Source organism: Streptomyces sp. NPDC002790, from assembly GCF_040295505.1.
In the GTDB taxonomy this organism is placed as follows: domain Bacteria; phylum Actinomycetota; class Actinomycetes; order Streptomycetales; family Streptomycetaceae; genus Streptomyces.
This window is the reverse complement of sequence record NZ_JBEOVM010000001.1, coordinates 83,851-99,823: the sequence shown is the minus strand read 5'-3', so window position 1 is coordinate 99,823 and position 15,973 is coordinate 83,851. Positions and strand designations below refer to the sequence as shown.

Here is a 15,973-nt window from a genome sequence, read left to right as displayed (position 1 = left end):
CCCACGCCACGGGGCTCCGCCCCGGACCCCGCTCCTCAATTGCCGGAGGGGCTTGATATGGCTGGTCCGGTCCCCGCTCGGCGGTCGTCGGAGGGGTGGATATGGCTGCCCCGGACCCGCGCCTCAATCGCCGGCGGGGCTTGATTTGGCTCGGCTGGTGCCCACGCCATACACGCTCTGGAACCGCAGATACGCCGCGAGCCCCTCGGGCCCCAGCTCGCTGCCCAGGCCGCTCGTCTTCGTGCCGCCGAACGGGGCGACGGGGTCCGGGAGATAGCCGTTCACGCCGATCGTGCCGGTGTGCACGCGGTGGGCGACGGCCGTGCCGCGTTCCGGGTCGGCGGTCCATACGGTGCCGCCGAGTCCGAAGTCGGAGTCGTTGGCGATGCGGACGGCGTCCTCCTCGTCCTCGTAGGGGATGACGCACAGGACCGGGCCGAAGATCTCCTCGCGGGCGACGGTCCAGGAGTTGTCGACGTCGGCGAGGACGGTCGGCTCCAGGAACCAGCCGCGCCTCAGGCCGGCGGGGCGGCGGCCGCCCGTGGTGAGCCGGGCGCCCTCGGCGAGGCCCTTGGCCACGTACCCCTCGACCCGTTCGCGCTGTGCGGCGCTGACCAGAGGGCCGATCAGGGTCTCCGTGTCGAGGGCGTTGCCGACGGGCAGCGAGCGGGCCAGGTCGGTGACGAGGTCGACGACTTCGGCGTAGCGGCCGCGCGGGGCGAGGACGCGGGTGCTGAGGAAGCAGGTCTGGCCGTTGTTGGTGAGCGTCGCCGCGACGAGGTCCTGACCGATGGCCGCCGGGTCCAGTTCGGCGTCGTCGAGGACGATGCCGGCCGACTTGCCGCCCAACTCCAGTGTCACGGGCCGCAGCAGGCGACCGCAGGTCTCGCCGATGGCGCGGCCCGCGGCCGTCGAGCCGGTGAACGCGACCTTGTCCACGCCCGGATGCGCCACCAGGTGGGAGCCCGCCGTGCGCCCGCCCGGAACGATGTTGAGGACCCCGGCCGGCACCCCGGCGGCCTGCGCGGCCTCGGCGACCAGGAACGTGTCGAGCACCGTCTCCGGGGACGGCTTGAGCACCACCGTGCAGCCGGCCGCCATCGCGGGCGCGATCTTGAACATGGATAGGACCTGCGGATAGTTCCACGGCACGATCGCCGCCACGACCCCCACCGGCAGCCGGCGCACCTCCACCGAGCCGCCGAGCAGCCCGGTACGCACCTCGCTGAACGCGGTCTCGCGGGCCAGACCCGCGTAGTAGCGCAGCACCGCGCCGGGGTAGCCGACCTCCAGTTGCCGGGCGATGCTCACGGGCATCCCGTTCTGCGCGCTGACCAGCGTCGCGATGTCCTGCGCCCGCGCGTCCAGTTCCGCGGCGAACCGCTCCATCACCTCGGCGCGCCGCGCCGGATCCCAACTGGCCCAGCCTCCAAGGGAGTCGAAGGTGGTACGGGCGGCGTGCACCGCCGCGTCGACATCCGCCTCCACCGCCTCGGGAACCGACCCGAGCGGCAGCTCCGTGCTCGGGTCGACGGGCGTCAGGCGCCGCTCGGTGCTGGGGCGAACCCACGTTCCGCCGATGTAGAGGTGGTCATGGCGATGGTCCATGTGCGTACTCCGTAGGTCGCTCGGTGGACCGTTCCCGGCGGGGACGGCATGCTGCGACCCTGACCCTTCGCGCGCGGCGCGGGACACCACTGGGTGCACGCAATGGCGCCTACGCGTGCACGCGCTGCCGCTCCGGCGCGATTCCACCGGCCTACGTTCGCGGTGACACGGACGTACGGCAAAGCTTCGGGAGCGTCTCATGAGTGACCTGCACGATCACGATCCGCTCGCACCGGTGACCGCCGAGGAGATCCGGACTGCCCGGAACATCCTGAGCGCCGCGGGCCTGCTCGCCGACACGACCCGCTTCGCCTACCTAGGGCTCGAAGAGCCCGCGAAGGAAGCCCTGTTCGACGGCGGGGCCGGTACGTGCGACTGGCGCCGGGTGCGGGTCCTGCTCCAGGACACGGCCGGGGCGCCCGCCCACGACGTGGTGGTGTCCCTGGCGGACCGGCGCGTGGTGACGGACCGGCGGCTCGACCCGGTGAAGGACGGGCAACTGCCGGTGTTGGAAGAGGAGTTCGGCGCCGTCGAGGAGCTGCTCGCCAAGGACGAACGGTGGCTCGCAGCCCTGGAGGGCCGGGGCCTCGACGTCCGGAAGGTGCGGGTCGCACCCCTGTCCGCCGGTGCGTACACCGACGAGTACCCGCAGGAGAGCGGACGGCGCATCCTGCGCGGACTGGCCTTCGTGCAGGACCACGAGGCGGACCACGCCTGGGCGCACCCCGTCGACGGGCTCGTCGGCTACGTCGATGTCACCCACCGCACCGTCGACCAGGTCATCGACCTCGGACCCGTCCCCGTCCCCACCGGCTCGGGCAACTTCGACGACCTCGAGGTCGCGGGAGCGCCGCGCACCACCCAGCGCCCCATCGAGATCACCCAGCCGGAAGGCCCGAGCTTCGCCCTCGACGGCCACCGCCTGACGTGGGAGAACTGGTCGCTCGACATCGGCTTCGACGCCCGTGAGGGACTCGTCCTGCACCGTGTCGCCTTCGCCGACCGCGACACCGGCCGCACCCGCCCGATCGTGCACCGCGCCTCGATCGCGGAAATGGTCGTGCCCTACGCCGACCCGTCCCCGGTGCGCTCCTGGCAGAACTACTTCGACACCGGCGAGTACCTGATCGGTCGCTGCGCCAACTCCCTTGAACTGGGCTGCGACTGCGTCGGCGACATCACATACCTGGACGCCGTCATCGCCGACGAGCAGGGCGAACCGAGAACGCTGCGCAACGCGATCTGCCTGCACGAGGAGGACGACGGGATCCTCTGGAAACACACCGACCTGTGGGCGGGCTCGGCGGAGACCCGGCGCCAGCGCCGCATGGTGCTCTCCTTCTTCACCACCATCGGCAATTACGACTACGGCTTCTACTGGTACCTGTACCTCGACGGCACCATCGCCTTCGAGGCCAAGGCGACCGGTGTCGTCTTCACGGCCGCGTACGAGGGCGACGACCGGTTCCGGGCCGAGATCGCGCCGGGGCTCGGCGCCCCCTTCCACCAACACCTGTTCTGCGCACGCCTCGACATGGCCGTCGACGGGATCGCCAACCGCGTCGAGGAGGTCGACGCCGTCCGCGTACCGGTCGGCCCGGAGAACCGGCGCGGCAACGCCTTCACGCTGCGCCGCACCCCGCTGCTCACCGAGCGCGCGGCCCAGCGCGACGCCGACCCGGCCGCCGACCGCACATGGCATGTCACCAACCCGGAATCCCTCAACCAGCTGGGCCGGCCGGTCGGTTACGCACTGTTCCCGGAGGGGAAACCGACCCTGCTCGCCGATCCGGCGTCCTCGGTCGCCGCGCGCGCGGCCTTCGCCACGAGGCATCTCTGGGTGACCCGCTCCGACGCCGCCGAGCGCTATCCGGCGGGCGACTTCGTCAACCAGCACCCCGGCGGGGCGGGCCTGCCCGCGTACGCCGCGGCGGACCGCGACCTCGACGGCCGGCCCCTCACCCTGTGGCACACCTTCGGCCTCACCCACGCTCCGCGCCCCGAGGACTGGCCGATCATGCCGGTCGACCGCACGGGCTTCACACTCAAACCGTTCGGCTTCTTCGACCGCAATCCGACGCTGGACGTGCCGCGTTCGACGTCCGCGCACGGGGCGTGCGGGACGTCGGACTGTCATGAATGAGTAGCCGTGGAGGTGGGTGACCTTCCGCTAGCCGGGGAACCGCCCGGGCCGGAAGCCCGCGAGCAGCTCGTCGCTCCGCCCGCCGAGGATCTCCGAGGCGAGCAGCCGGCCGATGACCGGGCCGAGGGTGATGCCGCTGTGAGTGACGGCTTCGTAGTAGCCCGGCACGTCCGGCACGGCTCCCACGGAGGGGAATCCGTCGGCGGGGATGGGCCGGTTGACGACACGTGTCCGTGCGACGCGGGCGTTTCCGAGCGCGGGGACGACGCGCTGTGCGGACGCGTGGAGCAGCTGCCCGAGATCGTGCGGATCCGCGGGGCCCTCGTCCGCGGCGATAAGCGCGTCGATCTCGCGACTGTGGAGCACCACGGACGTGTTCCCGTCGGGGCGAATCTCGATGTGCGGTGTGTGCATGGCCCGGCGTACCGGCACCTCGGCGCACTCGATCCGTGTGACGGCGCCGGGCTCCCGGCGCATCGGCAGGTGACGTCCGACGAGCCCGGCGACGTGGGAGGCGTCGGGTCCTGCGGCGTTCACGACGGTGCCGACGTCCAGTGTGCTGCCATCGGAGAGGACAAGTGTCCTGACACTTCCGTCCGCCCCGGTGCCGATGTCCCGCACGGCGGCGCCGGCCCGTAGTTCCGCGCCCGCCGCGACGGCCTCCTCGACCAGCCGGCCGACGAGCCGCCGCCCCTGCACCCAGGCCTCGTCGGGGTAGAACAGCACGCGGGTTTCGTCGGGGAGGGCGAGCGCGGGCTCGAATCGGCGCCGCACCTCGGCCCCCGTACACGCCTCGACCCGATACCCCCACCTCCCCAGCAGCTCGGCCGTCTTCACGAGCTTTGCCTCCGCCGCGACACCGTCAGCCCAGCGCAGATGACCGGTGGGATGCCACCACGAGCCCGCCCCGATCACCCAGGCCAGCTCACGGTGCGCCGCGAGCCCCGCGACGTTCAGGTCGAAGTACGACCTGCTGACGGTCTTGTTGCTGGCATTGACCCACGAAAAGGACCAGTCGCTGACGCCTTCGCCGACCCGCCCGGCATCGAGCAGAACCACCCGCACACCGCGCCGCGCCAGATGCCACCCCACACAGGCCCCGAGCACCCCCACTCCGACAACTCCGACCCGCTCGGGCGGCTTCGTCCCGTACCCGATCCTCACGCAGGTCCCCCTTGCGGCACTTTGGGTCTACGAGAGGCCGGACGCCCCGCGGACTTCGTCCTGCCGTACCCATTGAGCGTCCTCGTCCGACGCGGAGTACGCAGGCAGAACCTTGACCCACAACTCGTCGCCGCGCTGCTCCCGCTCCTGCACCAGTCCGTCCACCCAACGCGCCATTCCGTAGTCGTCGCGCCCGGCACGAAACTCCAATCGCTCATCACTCATGACGCGAGGCTAGTGCCGAACGCCAGTGCTCGGTGGGGCCGTTCACCCATTCGATCCACCGGATCGGATACGTGACCCGGACCTGTCTGGGCCTGACACGGTGATCAGTCCTCCTCCCCGTCCACCAGCGCCAGCAACGGTGCCTGGTCCTCCTCCGGCACATACCCCGCGTAGTAGTCGTACAGCGTTCGGCGTGAGATGCGGGCCGCCGCGAGGCCGTCGTGGGTGCGGATGGCCTCCAGGACCTCCTGGTGGTGGCGGAGTGACGTGCGCATCAGGGCCTCGCGGTTGTCCGCGTGGGCGACCTTGTCGGCGATCAGGGTGCGGACCGCTCCGCGGACGACCTGGTTGGAGACCTCCAGCAGCGCGTTGCGGCTGGCCCGCGCCACCACCTCGTGGAACGCCACGTCCGCCGTGCTGAACTCCTCGTGGCCCGCGTCGATGGCGTGTGTCATCGCCGTCACCGTCTCCTCCATCGCGGACAGTTCGGCGTCCGTGCGCAGGTGTGCCGCGAGCTGGCCGGCCGAGCCGTCGAGGATCATGCGGAAGGAGATCAGCTCGGCCATCGAGATGTGCTCGAGGCGGGCCAGGCGGGTCATCTCCTTGGCCAGTCCGGCCGTCGTGAACGGCAGGATCTCCGGGCCGTGCGGGTCGCCGTGGCGGGAACGGATGAGACCACCGCTCTCCAGGACACGCAGCGCCTCGCGCACCGTGGGGCGGCTCGCGCCGAACTGCGTGACCAACTCACGTTCACTCGGCAGGCGTTGACCCGGCTTCAGATCCCCGGACGCGATCGCCTGCTCGATCTGCTCGACGATCCGCTGGTAGAGCCGTACCGGCGCCACCTGCTGAAACCGTGGCCCGCCGTCTGCCGACGTCACGGCGTCTCCTCCTGCTTGCCCTGAGGGGCCCGGTCGGGCCAGCGCGGTACGGCCTCGGCCGGACGGTTCCGCTCGTACCAGGCCGCCGCCTGGAGGACGCCCAGGTCGTCGAAGCGGCGCCCCGAGATCTGTACGCCGATGGGCCGACCGTCCGCCGTGAAGCCGCAGTTGACCGTCGCGGCGGGCTGGCCCGACATGTTGTACGGGGCCGTGAAGCCGATGTGCGACATCGTTTTGCCCGGTTCCATGAACGGCATCGGCTGCTCCGCCGCGAACGCTGCCACAGGCGCCACCGGCGAGAGCACGATGTCGTGGGGGAGCGTCGCCGCCACCGTCAGGGCCTGGATGCGCATGATCTGCTGGTAGCAGCGGAGCACCCGCGTGCCGGGCACGTCGGCGCCCTCGCGGCACCAGCCCATGATGTACGGATGGACGCGCAGCGCCGCCTCGGGGGAGAGCGCGCGGAGGTCGTTCCAGGAGCGCACCCGCCAGAACAGGTCCAGGTCGTCCAGGAGCTGCTGGGACATGAAGGGCTCCAGCGGTTCGACCGTCGCCCCCGCCGACTCGAAAGTGTCGGCCGCCCTGCGCACCGCCTCCACCACCTCCGGATCCCGCGGGCCTCCGCACCCCGCGTCCAGGTGCAGGCCGACCCGCAGCCCGCGCACCTCGCTCCGCGGCCGCGACCAGTCGATGTCCTGCGGCGGCAGGCTCGTCCAGTCGCGCGCGTCGGGCCTGCTCAGGACCCGCATGAACAGGGCCAGGTCCGCGACCGTGCGCGCCATCGGGCCCGCAGCCCGCCCCAAGTACGGTGTGTCCAGCGGGACTCGGCCGTCGCTCGGCTTGAGGGTGGCCAGGCCCAGCCACGTACCGGGAAGCCGGATCGAGCCGCCGATGTCCGAGCCGACGTGCAGCGGCCCGTACCCGCCCGCGGCCGCCGCGCCCGCCCCGGAGCTCGAACCGCCGGTCGTCCAGGCCGGGTTCCAGGGGCTGCGGGTGATGCCGTGCCGGCTGGAGACACCGGAGGAGAGCATGCCCCAGTCGGGCATGACGGTCGAGCCGAGGACCGATCCGCCCGATTCCAGGACCCGTGCGGTGATCGGCGCGTCCCGCTCGGGGACCACCGGCTCCACCCCCGCGTTGCCAGAAGGCATCGGGACACCTCTGCGGGCGATGTTCTCCTTGAGGGTCACCGGCACGCCGTCGATCGGCCCCAGCGGCTCACCGGCCGCCCAACGTGCCTCGCTCGCCGCTGCCGCCTTGCGGGACTCGGCGGGGTCCCGCACCCAGAACGCGTTCAACTCGCCCTCGCGCGCCTCGATCACCGACTGCACGGCGTCGTGCACCTCGACCGGAGACACCGTGCGATCCGCGAAGCGGGCGGTCATCTCGACGGCGGACATGGTGGCCAGGTTCCGTTCAGCGGACATCCGCACCCTCTCCCTCGTGCCGGTGGACAGGTACCACCCTCTTGACAGGTACCGCCTAAGTCGACACGGTACCTGTCAAGTGAGCTTACTGGTCAGGCCAGTTACGGCGGAAGGTGTCGTGCATGAGCAAGGACCGACGGCGCGGGCACCACGTCCGGACGGCCGCGCCCCTCCTGGCCTGCTGTCTTCTGCTCCTGGCCACGGCCTGCTCCGCCGGTTCCACCGCCGCCGGATCCCGCCCCGAGGGCCCCGGCGACTCCCTCGCGGTCGGTGTCACCGCCGAGCCCGCCAACCTCGACTTCACGAAGACCGACGGCGCCGCCATCCCGCAGGCGCTGCTCTACAACGTCTACGAGAACCTCGTGAAGCTCGACCAGCACGGCAAGATCAAGCCGTCGCTCGCGAGGTCGTGGGAGCTGTCGAAGGACCGCAGGACGTACACCTTCCACCTCACCAAGAACGCGAAGTTCAGCAACGGCGCCCCGTTCACCGCCGAGGACGCCAAGTTCTCCATCGAGCGCGTCGTCCCCAAGTGGACCGTGGCACTCAAGGCACAGATGAGCGTCGTCGACCGCGTACGGGCCGTCGCCCGCGACGAGTTGAAGGTGACGCTGAAGCGGCCCAGCAACGACTGGCTGTACCGGATGACCACCCGCACGGGCGCCATGTTCAGCCGCACCGGCGTCGACAAGCTCGCCACCGACCCGGTCGGCACCGGACCGTACGAGCTGAAAAGCTGGAACCGCGGCGACTCGATCACCCTCGCCCGCCGCCCGGACTACTGGGGCCGCGCACCGCACTTCGACACGGTCACGCTGAAGTACTTCAAGGACCCGACGGCGATGAACAACGCGCTGCTCACGGGCACCATCGATGTCATCGGCGCGATGCAGTCACCGGACTCCCTCTACCGCTTCGAGAACAACCCCAAGTACCGCGTCATCGAGGGTTCGACCAACGGCGAGGTGATGCTCTCGCTGAACAACGGTTCAGGGCCCATGAAGAGCAAGAAGGCCCGGCAGGCGGTCCGTTACGCCATCGACCACCGGGCCCTCGTCGACACCTGCTGGGGCGGACGAGGCAAGCTCATCGGCAGCATGGTGCCGCCCACCGACCCCTGGTACCAGGACCTCACCGACCAGTACCCGTACGACCGGGACAAGGCGCGCACGCTCCTCAAGGAATCGGGCGAGGCCGGGCGCACAGTACGGCTGCGAATTCCGACGCTGCCGTACGCCGCCGCCTGCGGCACCGTCGTCAAGAGTCAGCTCGAACAGGCCGGTTTCAAAGTCGAGTTGAGCCAGCTGGAGTTCCCCGCGGCCTGGCTGACCACCGTCTTCAAGAACGCCGACTACGACATGACGATCATGTCCCACGTCGAACCCCGTGACATGCCCGCCGTGTTCGGCGACAAGAAGTACTACACCCGCTACGACAACGCCGCGTTCCGCGAGCTGTTGGCGAAGGCGGACACCGGCAGCCAGAAGGAGCAGGCCGCCGCGATGCGCGCCGCCGCCCGGACGCTGTCGAAGGACGCCGCCGCGGACTGGCTGTTCCTGCTGCCGAACCTGATGGTGGCGGACGCGGACATCACAGGACTGCCGGTCAACAGTGTCACCGAATCCCTGGACCTCACCGGCCTGAGCCGGTCCGGCCGGACCGACCGGTCCTGAAAGGCGGCCCGAACCGATGATCGTCCGTCTGGTGCAGCGGATCGCGATCCTGCTGGCGAGCCTGTTCGTGAGCTCCGTCGTGGTGTTCGCGTTCATGGCGGTGCTGCCGGGAGACCCCGCGCGCGTCGCCCTCGGGACCGGGGCGTCCGACTCCGCGGTGTCCCAACTGCGCACACAGTTCGGCCTCGACCGCTCCCTCGTCGACCAGTACGTCAGCTGGCTGCACGACCTGGTCACCTTCGACCTCGGCAACTCCTACATCTCGCACACACCGATCGGCCCGCAGCTCGCCGACCGCCTCCTGGTCACCCTGTGGCTCGTCGGAACGGGCATGGTGATCGCCTGCATCGTGGCGGTGCCACTGGGCACGCTGATGGCGGTGCGGCACCGCAAACCGTCCGGACTCGTGCTGTCGGCGCTGTCCCAAGTGGGCGTCGCCGTACCGGCGTTCCTCGCGGGCATCCTCATGATCACCGTGTTCGCGGTGGGGCTCGGCTGGCTGCCGGCGAACGGCTGGACACCACCGGCCGACGATCCGGTGCTCTTCCTCAAGCAACTGCTGATGCCCGCGCTGTCACTGGGGTTGGTACAGGCCGCCGTCCTCACCCGCTACGTCCGCAGCTCCGTGCTCGACGTGCTGCGCGAGGACTACCTGCGCACCGCCCGCGCCAAAGGCCTGCGCCCGATGAAGGCACTGGTACGGCACGGGCTGCGCAACGCGGCCGTGCCGGTCGTCACCGTCCTGGCGCTGCAACTGGCGACACTCCTCGTCGGCGCCGTCGTCATTGAGCGCGCCTTCGTGATTCCGGGGCTCGGCAGTCTCCTGCTCGACAGCGTCGCCGGCCGGGACCTCATCGTCGTGCAGGACGTCGTCATGATCCTCGCGGCGGCGGTGCTGCTCGTGAACTTCCTCGTCGACCTGGCCTATGTGCTGATCGACCCCCGACTCAGGGTGCGTGGGTGATGGCTGCTTCGAATATCTCGAACATCTCGGACGGTGGTGTGTCGGTACGTCGCCGCCGCAGGCCCCTGCCCGGCTCCCTCCTTGTCGGCGGCATCGTCGTCGCGCTCGTGGTCGCGGTGGCCCTGCTGTCCTTCCTCTGGACGCCGCACGACCCGACGCTGGTCGACCCCGCCGTGCGGATGCAGGACCCGTCCGCCGAGTACTGGTTCGGCACCGACAAGTTCGGGCGTGATGTCTTCAGCCAGATCATGATCGGCTCGCGGACGACGCTCTACGTCGGCCTGGTCGCGGTCGGCGTCGCCGCAGTCGTCGGTGTCCCGCTGGGCATCCTCGCCGGGATGGGCTCGCGCCGGCTCGGCGAACTCCTCATGCGCGGCAACGACTTGATCCTCGCGTTCCCCGCCCTGCTGCTCGCCATCATGTTCGCCGCCGTATACGGAGCGGGGACGGGCGTCGCCATGGTCGCCATCGGCATCGCCTCCATCCCCGGCTTCGCCCGCCTGATCCGCGGCGGCACCCTCCAGGTCATGAGCACCGAGTACGTACTGGCCGCCCGCGCCGCCGGACGCAGACCGTTCGCCATCGCGCTGCGCCACGTACTGCCCAACGTCAGCAGCCTGATCATCGTGCAGGCCTCCGTCGGCTTCGCCATCGCCGTCCTCGCCGAGGCCGCGCTCTCCTTCCTCGGCTTCGGCACCCCGCCGCCCACCCCGTCCTGGGGCCGGATGCTCCAGGAGAGCCAGGAACTCCTCGCCGCCGCGCCCCGCCTCGCCGTCTTCCCCGGCCTCGCGATCGCGGTGGCCGTCCTCGGATTCAACCTGCTCGGCGACGGGCTGCGCGACCGCTTCGACCCCAAGGTGGAGGATCACCGATGAGCGCCGCTGCCGCGAGCGACGACGTACTGAGAGTCCACGGGCTCGACGTGACCACCGCAGGCGGCCAACCACTGGTCCAGGACGTCGAGTTCACCATCCGCTCCGGTGAACGCGTCGGCCTCATCGGCGAATCCGGCTCCGGCAAGTCCCTGACCTCGCTGAGCCTCATGGGACTGCTCCCCGAAGGGCTGCACGCCACTGGCTCGGTGCGGCTCGCCGGGGTCGACCACGACCTGGTCGGGGCGGACGAGGCGCGGATGTCCCGCGTACGGGGCAAGGACATGGCCATGGTGTTCCAGGAGCCCATGACCGCCCTGAACCCCACGATGCGGATCGGCCGGCAGATCGCCGAGGTGCTGCTCATCCACCGCACCCGGACCGACCGCGCCGCCGCGCACGCCGCGGCCGTGGAACTCCTCGACCAGGTGGGCCTGCCGGACCCGGCGGCCGCGGCGCGCGGCTACCCGCACCAGTTCTCCGGCGGCCAGCGCCAGCGCGTCGTTCTCGCCATCGCCCTCGCCAACGACCCCGCACTGCTGGTGTGCGACGAACCCACCACCGCGCTCGACGTCACCGTGCAGGCCCGCGTCCTCGACCTCATCGTGCGCGGGGTGAAGGACCGCGGCTCGGCGCTCCTGTTCATCACGCACGACCTGGCCGTGGTTGCCACTGCCTGCGAACGCGTCATGGTGATGTACGGCGGCCGGATCGTCGAATCCGGTCCCGTACGCGAGGTGTTCACACGCCCCAGACACCGGTACACCCAGGGCCTGATCGGCGCGTCCGACCTGACGGCCGTCGACGAGCGCGGCCGACTGGCCACCATCGCCGGTTCGGTGCCATCGGCCGGCGCCTTTCCCGAAGGATGCGTGTTCCGCAACCGGTGCACCAAGGCCACCGACCTGTGTGCGACCCGCCCCGCGTGGACCGCGACGGGCCCTGACGCGGGCTACGCGTGCTTCCACCCCGTGCCGAGAGGCCACGGCGGCGTACGGGACGCGGGCACCGCCGACCCCCAGGAGGCAGGACGTGGCTGAACAGCAGACAACCGGCGACGCCCTCCGCGTCACCGACGTCACCCGCGACTACCACCGACCGCGCGCTTCCCTGCGCACGCCCTCCCAGCCCGTGCACGCGCTGCGCGGCGTCAGCTTCTCCGTGCCGCGCGGCGGGCGCTTCGGCATCGTGGGGGAGTCGGGGTGCGGAAAGTCGACGCTGCTGCGCATCCTGGCGGGGCTCGACAAGCCGACGAGCGGGACCGTCGAGGTCGAAGGCCGTGACATCACGCGCCTCAAGGAACGGCGACTCCGCTTCGTCCGCGAGCGCCTCCAACTCGTCTTCCAGGACCCGATGAGCTCGCTCGACCCACGGATGAAGGTGGGCGACATCGTGGCGGAGCCACTCGTCGCGCAGGGCATCGGGAACCGCAAGGAGCGAGTGGCCGAACTCCTCGACTCCGTGGGCCTCGGCGCCGACGCCGCGCGCCGCTACCCGCACCAGTTCTCCGGCGGCCAGCGCCAGCGCATCTCCATCGCCCGCGCCCTGGCCCCGCGCCCGAACATCATCGTGGCCGACGAGCCGGTCAGCGCCTTGGACGTGTCCGTACGCGCGCAGGTCCTCAACCTCATCGCCGACCTCGTCGACGAGCTGAACCTCACCCTCGTCTTCGTCTCCCACGACCTGTCCGTCGTACGGCACGTGTGCGACAGCGTCGCCGTCATGCAGGCGGGCGAGATCGTCGAGAGCGGGCCGACCGAGGAGCTCTACGAGAACCCCCAACACCCGTACACCCGCAGGCTGATCGCCGCCGTGCCCACGCTGGAGAAGGCGCTGGCCGGAGTGACGGCGGCCGACCTCAATCAGGAGCGCCCCGCATGACCTCTCACCTAGAACCCGCGGGCGTGGAAGCCCTGTTGGCGGAGTTCCCCGACGGACTGCCCATCGGCGACACCTGGCTTCCGGCGCCCGCGAGCGAGGCCGTGCGCTTCCCGTACGACGGGTCGGTCATCGGCCGCGCGCCCGTCGGCGACACGGCGCTGGCCCGCCGGGCCCTTGACGAGGCGGTCGCGATCCGCACGCGCGTCGGCGCCCTGCCCTCGCACATCCGCAGCTCGGCCCTTCAGGCGACGCACGACGCGATCGCCGCCCGCCGCGCCGACTTCGAGCGCCTCCTCGTCCTGGAAACGGGAAAGCCCCTGGTCGACTGCCGGGTGGAAGTGGCCCGCACGCTCCTGACGCTGCGCACGTCCGCCGAGGAAGTGGCTCGGCTGCACGGCGAGACGGTGCCGCTCGACCTGCTGCCGTCGGGCGAGGGGCTGCTCGGCTTCTGGACGCGCAAGCCGATCGGCGTCGTCGTCGGCATCGCCGGGTTCAACTACCCGCTGCTCCTCGCCGCGCACAAGCTCGCACCGTCGTTCGCGGCCGGCTGCCCGGTCATCGCCAAGCCCGCCCCGCAGACGCCGCTGGCCACGCTGTGGCTGGTCCACCTGTTGCGCGAGGCACTGGCGGAGGCCGGGGCGCCACGGTCGGCGGTGCAACTGGTCACCGGAGGCCCGGAGGTGGGGGAGACACTCACCACGGACCGCCGCGTCGGCGCGGTCTCCTTCACCGGCTCCGCGGCCGTCGGCCACCGCATCGCGCGTGACGCCGCCCCCACCAAGACGCTCCTCGAACTCGGCTCCAATGCCGCCCTGTTGGTGGCTGCCGACGCCGACCTCGACGCCGCCGCGGACGCGGTCGTGCGCGGCGGCTATTACGCGTCCGGGCAGGCCTGCATCAGTGTGCAGCGGGTCATCGTGGAGGAGGCGGTGCGCGAGGAGTTCGTGGCGCTCCTGAAGCAACGCATCCCGGGGATCGCGACGGGCGACCCGAGGGACGCGGAGACACGTGTGTCGGCGCTGATCGACGAGGGCTCGACGAACCGTGTCCGTACGTGGGTCGAGGAGGCGGTGAAGTCGGGTGCGGTGCTCGCCGTGGGCGGTGACATCACGGATGGCGCAATGCGTCCTGTGCTCCTCCTGGACCCGGACCCTGCACTGCCCGTCTGGAGCGAGGAGGTCTTCGGCCCGGTGGTGTGCCTGCGCTCGGTCCCGGACATGGACGCGGCCTTCGCCCTGGCCAACGACTCGCGCTACGGGCTGCACGCGAGCGTCTACACCGCCTCCCTGGACACGGCGTTCGCCGCCGTGGAGCGCCTGGAGGCGGGCGGCGTGATCGTCAACGAGGTCCCCGGCTTCCGCTCCGACACCATGCCGTATGGCGGCGTGAAGGACTCGGGGGCGGGCCGCGAGGGGCCGAGGTTCGCGATCGACGAACTGACGGTGACCCGGATGGCAGTGATCCGCCCGACGACGAAGAAGGACTGGTGACACGGTGACGCCCCAGGACTCCCCGCAACCCCCGCAACCGACGCAACTGACCGACTACGCAAGCCTGTTCCGCCTCGACGGTCGCAAGGCGGTCGTGGTGGGCGGGGGCGGTGGCATCGGCCGCGAGAGTGCGCTGGCGCTGGCCGCGCACGGCGCGCAGGTGGTGTGCGCGGACCGCGACCTGAAGGCGGCCGAGGAGTCGGCGTCGCTGGCCCCCGGCATGTCGGCGTACGCGCTGGACGTACTCGATGTCGAAGCGGTCGGTCGCGCGGCCGAGGACCTCGACCCGGTCGACATCCTCGTCTTCACGGCCGCGACGAACGTCCGTAAACGCCTCCTCGACTACACGTCGGAGGAGTTCGACCGGGTCGTGTCCCTCAACCTGCGCGCCTCCTTCGACCTGGTGCGGGCGTTCGGCCGCGGCATGGAGGAGCGCGGCCGGGGCAGCATCATCGGCTTCAGCTCGATCCGCGCCGTGACGGTGGAACCTGGTCAGGGTGTGTACGCGGCGACCAAGGCGGGTCTCGTCCAGCTCGCGCGCACGGCGGCGGCCGAACTGGGCCCGTCCGGCGTGCGCGTGAACACCATCGCACCGGGCGTCGTGTCCACCCCACTGACTGCGCAGATCCGCGCTGTCCCGGAGTGGTCCGCCGCGTACGCCGACAAGAGCGCCCTGGGCCGCTGGTCCCGCCCCGACGAACTGGCGGGTGCTGTCGTCTACTTGGCCTCCGACGCGTCGTCCTTCGTGACAGGCAGCCAGCTGTTCGTGGACGGCGGCTGGACGGCGATCGACGGCCGGTACACACCACCGGGCTGAGTCGGTCCCTACAGCGGGCGCCGCGCCACGAAGACGAACTCCTTCCCCGGGCGGCCGGGCGCCTCACGGACGTCCGTCACCGCATAGCCGTGCGCGAGCAGGTCCCGCTCGACCTCCTCCCTGCCCCGGAAGCCCAGCGTCGAGTCCGAGGTCAGGGTCCGGCCGCCGTCCGAGGCGAACACGAAGGTCTGGCGGAAGGTCACCAACGGGCCGTCCACGTCGGTCAGTTGGATCCACGTCTCGACCGGCCCGACGCCGGGGATGTCCGTCACCTGACGGGTGTGGTCGAGGGTCCACTCCTCCCAGGCGCGGCGTGCCGGATCGCGGGTCTCGAAGACGAGGTGTCCGCCGGGGCGCAGGGCTTCGTAGGCGCCCCGCAATGTGCTCTGCCACGCCCATGGGTCGGCGATCGCCTGGGCGACGTTGGCCGTCATGGTGGCGAGGTCGACCCGGAGCGGCGGGAGGGTCGTGGCGTCGCCTTCGACCCACCGCACCCGCTCGCTGCCGGGCTTGCCACGGGCGACGTCCAGGGAGGCCGCGGCAGGGTCGACCCCGACGACCTCGATGCCGCGGGCGGCCAGGAGGAGCGCGAAGACCCCGGTGCCGCACCCGATGTCGAGCACCCGGCGCGCCTCGAAATCCTCCGCGATTCGGAGGTAGGCGTCGAGGTCGCCACGGTCGGGGTCGAGGAGGTCGTAGATCGCGGCGAGCCGGGGGTGTCCGAAGCATGCGTCAGCCATGGGGTCGACGGTAGGCGCGGCCGGGGTCGCTGTCTCGTCCATTACTCGGCTACTCGGCATTGCATGTGCGCGTGTCCCACGAGGTGTC

Annotated in this window: 14 protein-coding genes; 8 read left to right on the top strand and 6 right to left on the bottom strand. The window is 71.0% G+C overall.

What is annotated here, in order from left to right:
• Window positions 1-123: 123 nt before the first annotated feature.
• Window positions 124-1,608, bottom strand: a complete 1,485-nt coding sequence (locus ABT004_RS00460) for an aldehyde dehydrogenase (protein WP_351330345.1) — start codon at window positions 1,606-1,608, stop codon at window positions 124-126.
• A 199-nt stretch (window positions 1,609-1,807) separates the two neighbouring features.
• Here ABT004_RS00460 and ABT004_RS00455 point away from each other — a divergent pair, with 199 nt between their 5' ends.
• On the top strand, window positions 1,808-3,751 hold the full coding sequence (locus ABT004_RS00455) for a primary-amine oxidase (protein WP_351330343.1): 1,944 nt from the start codon (window positions 1,808-1,810) through the stop codon (window positions 3,749-3,751).
• 27 nt (window positions 3,752-3,778) lie between these two features.
• Here ABT004_RS00455 and ABT004_RS00450 read toward each other — a convergent pair whose 3' ends face one another.
• From ABT004_RS00450 to ABT004_RS00435, 4 genes are all read right to left on the bottom strand, one after another.
• Complete coding sequence (locus ABT004_RS00450) at window positions 3,779-4,915, bottom strand: NAD(P)/FAD-dependent oxidoreductase (RefSeq protein ID WP_351330341.1); 1,137 nt, start codon at window positions 4,913-4,915, stop codon at window positions 3,779-3,781.
• Between the two features lie 27 nt (window positions 4,916-4,942).
• On the bottom strand, window positions 4,943-5,140 hold the full coding sequence (locus tag ABT004_RS00445) for a hypothetical protein (protein ID WP_351330339.1): 198 nt from the start codon (window positions 5,138-5,140) through the stop codon (window positions 4,943-4,945).
• A gap of 104 nt (window positions 5,141-5,244) precedes the next feature.
• Window positions 5,245-6,021: a FadR/GntR family transcriptional regulator gene (locus tag ABT004_RS00440; protein ID WP_351330337.1), complete on the bottom strand. Its 777-nt coding sequence runs from the start codon at window positions 6,019-6,021 to the stop codon at window positions 5,245-5,247.
• Window positions 6,018-7,448: an amidase gene (locus tag ABT004_RS00435; RefSeq protein WP_351330335.1), complete on the bottom strand. Its 1,431-nt coding sequence runs from the start codon at window positions 7,446-7,448 to the stop codon at window positions 6,018-6,020. Before ABT004_RS00435 ends, ABT004_RS00440 begins: the two co-directional genes overlap by 4 nt.
• Before the next feature lie 122 nt (window positions 7,449-7,570).
• On the opposite strand from ABT004_RS00435, the gene ABT004_RS00430 reads away from it, so the two are divergent.
• The 7 genes from ABT004_RS00430 to ABT004_RS00400 are packed head-to-tail and all read left to right on the top strand — an operon-like array spanning window position 7,571 to window position 15,145.
• Window positions 7,571-9,121 (top strand): ABC transporter substrate-binding protein, encoded by a 1,551-nt coding sequence (locus tag ABT004_RS00430; RefSeq protein WP_351330334.1) that lies wholly within the window; start codon window positions 7,571-7,573, stop codon window positions 9,119-9,121.
• Window positions 9,122-9,137: 16 nt separating this feature from the next.
• Window positions 9,138-10,085: an ABC transporter permease gene (locus ABT004_RS00425; RefSeq protein ID WP_351330332.1), complete on the top strand. Its 948-nt coding sequence runs from the start codon at window positions 9,138-9,140 to the stop codon at window positions 10,083-10,085.
• Window positions 10,085-10,960 (top strand): ABC transporter permease, encoded by an 876-nt coding sequence (locus ABT004_RS00420; protein ID WP_351330330.1) that lies wholly within the window; start codon window positions 10,085-10,087, stop codon window positions 10,958-10,960. The genes ABT004_RS00425 and ABT004_RS00420 overlap by 1 nt, the downstream gene beginning before the upstream one ends.
• Window positions 10,957-11,997 carry an ABC transporter ATP-binding protein gene (locus tag ABT004_RS00415; protein WP_351330328.1) on the top strand — a complete coding sequence of 347 codons (1,041 nt, stop codon included), beginning with the start codon at window positions 10,957-10,959 and terminating at the stop codon, window positions 11,995-11,997. The genes ABT004_RS00420 and ABT004_RS00415 overlap by 4 nt, the downstream gene beginning before the upstream one ends.
• Window positions 11,990-12,838, top strand: coding sequence for an ATP-binding cassette domain-containing protein (locus ABT004_RS00410; RefSeq protein ID WP_351330326.1), 849 nt, complete (start codon window positions 11,990-11,992; stop codon window positions 12,836-12,838). The genes ABT004_RS00415 and ABT004_RS00410 overlap by 8 nt, the downstream gene beginning before the upstream one ends.
• A complete protein-coding gene (locus ABT004_RS00405) occupies window positions 12,835-14,328 on the top strand; it encodes an aldehyde dehydrogenase family protein (protein ID WP_351330324.1) in 1,494 nt (497 codons plus the stop codon). Before ABT004_RS00410 ends, ABT004_RS00405 begins: the two co-directional genes overlap by 4 nt.
• 4 nt (window positions 14,329-14,332) lie before the next feature.
• Entirely contained in the window at window positions 14,333-15,145 is an 813-nt protein-coding gene (locus tag ABT004_RS00400; protein WP_351330322.1) for an SDR family NAD(P)-dependent oxidoreductase, read from the top strand.
• 8 nt (window positions 15,146-15,153) lie between these two features.
• Here the strand turns inward: ABT004_RS00400 and ABT004_RS00395 are convergent, their stop codons facing one another.
• The gene (locus ABT004_RS00395; protein ID WP_351330320.1) at window positions 15,154-15,885 is read right to left on the bottom strand and encodes a class I SAM-dependent methyltransferase; all 732 of its coding nucleotides are present in this window, start codon (window positions 15,883-15,885) and stop codon (window positions 15,154-15,156) included.
• Window positions 15,886-15,973: the final 88 nt, after the last annotated feature.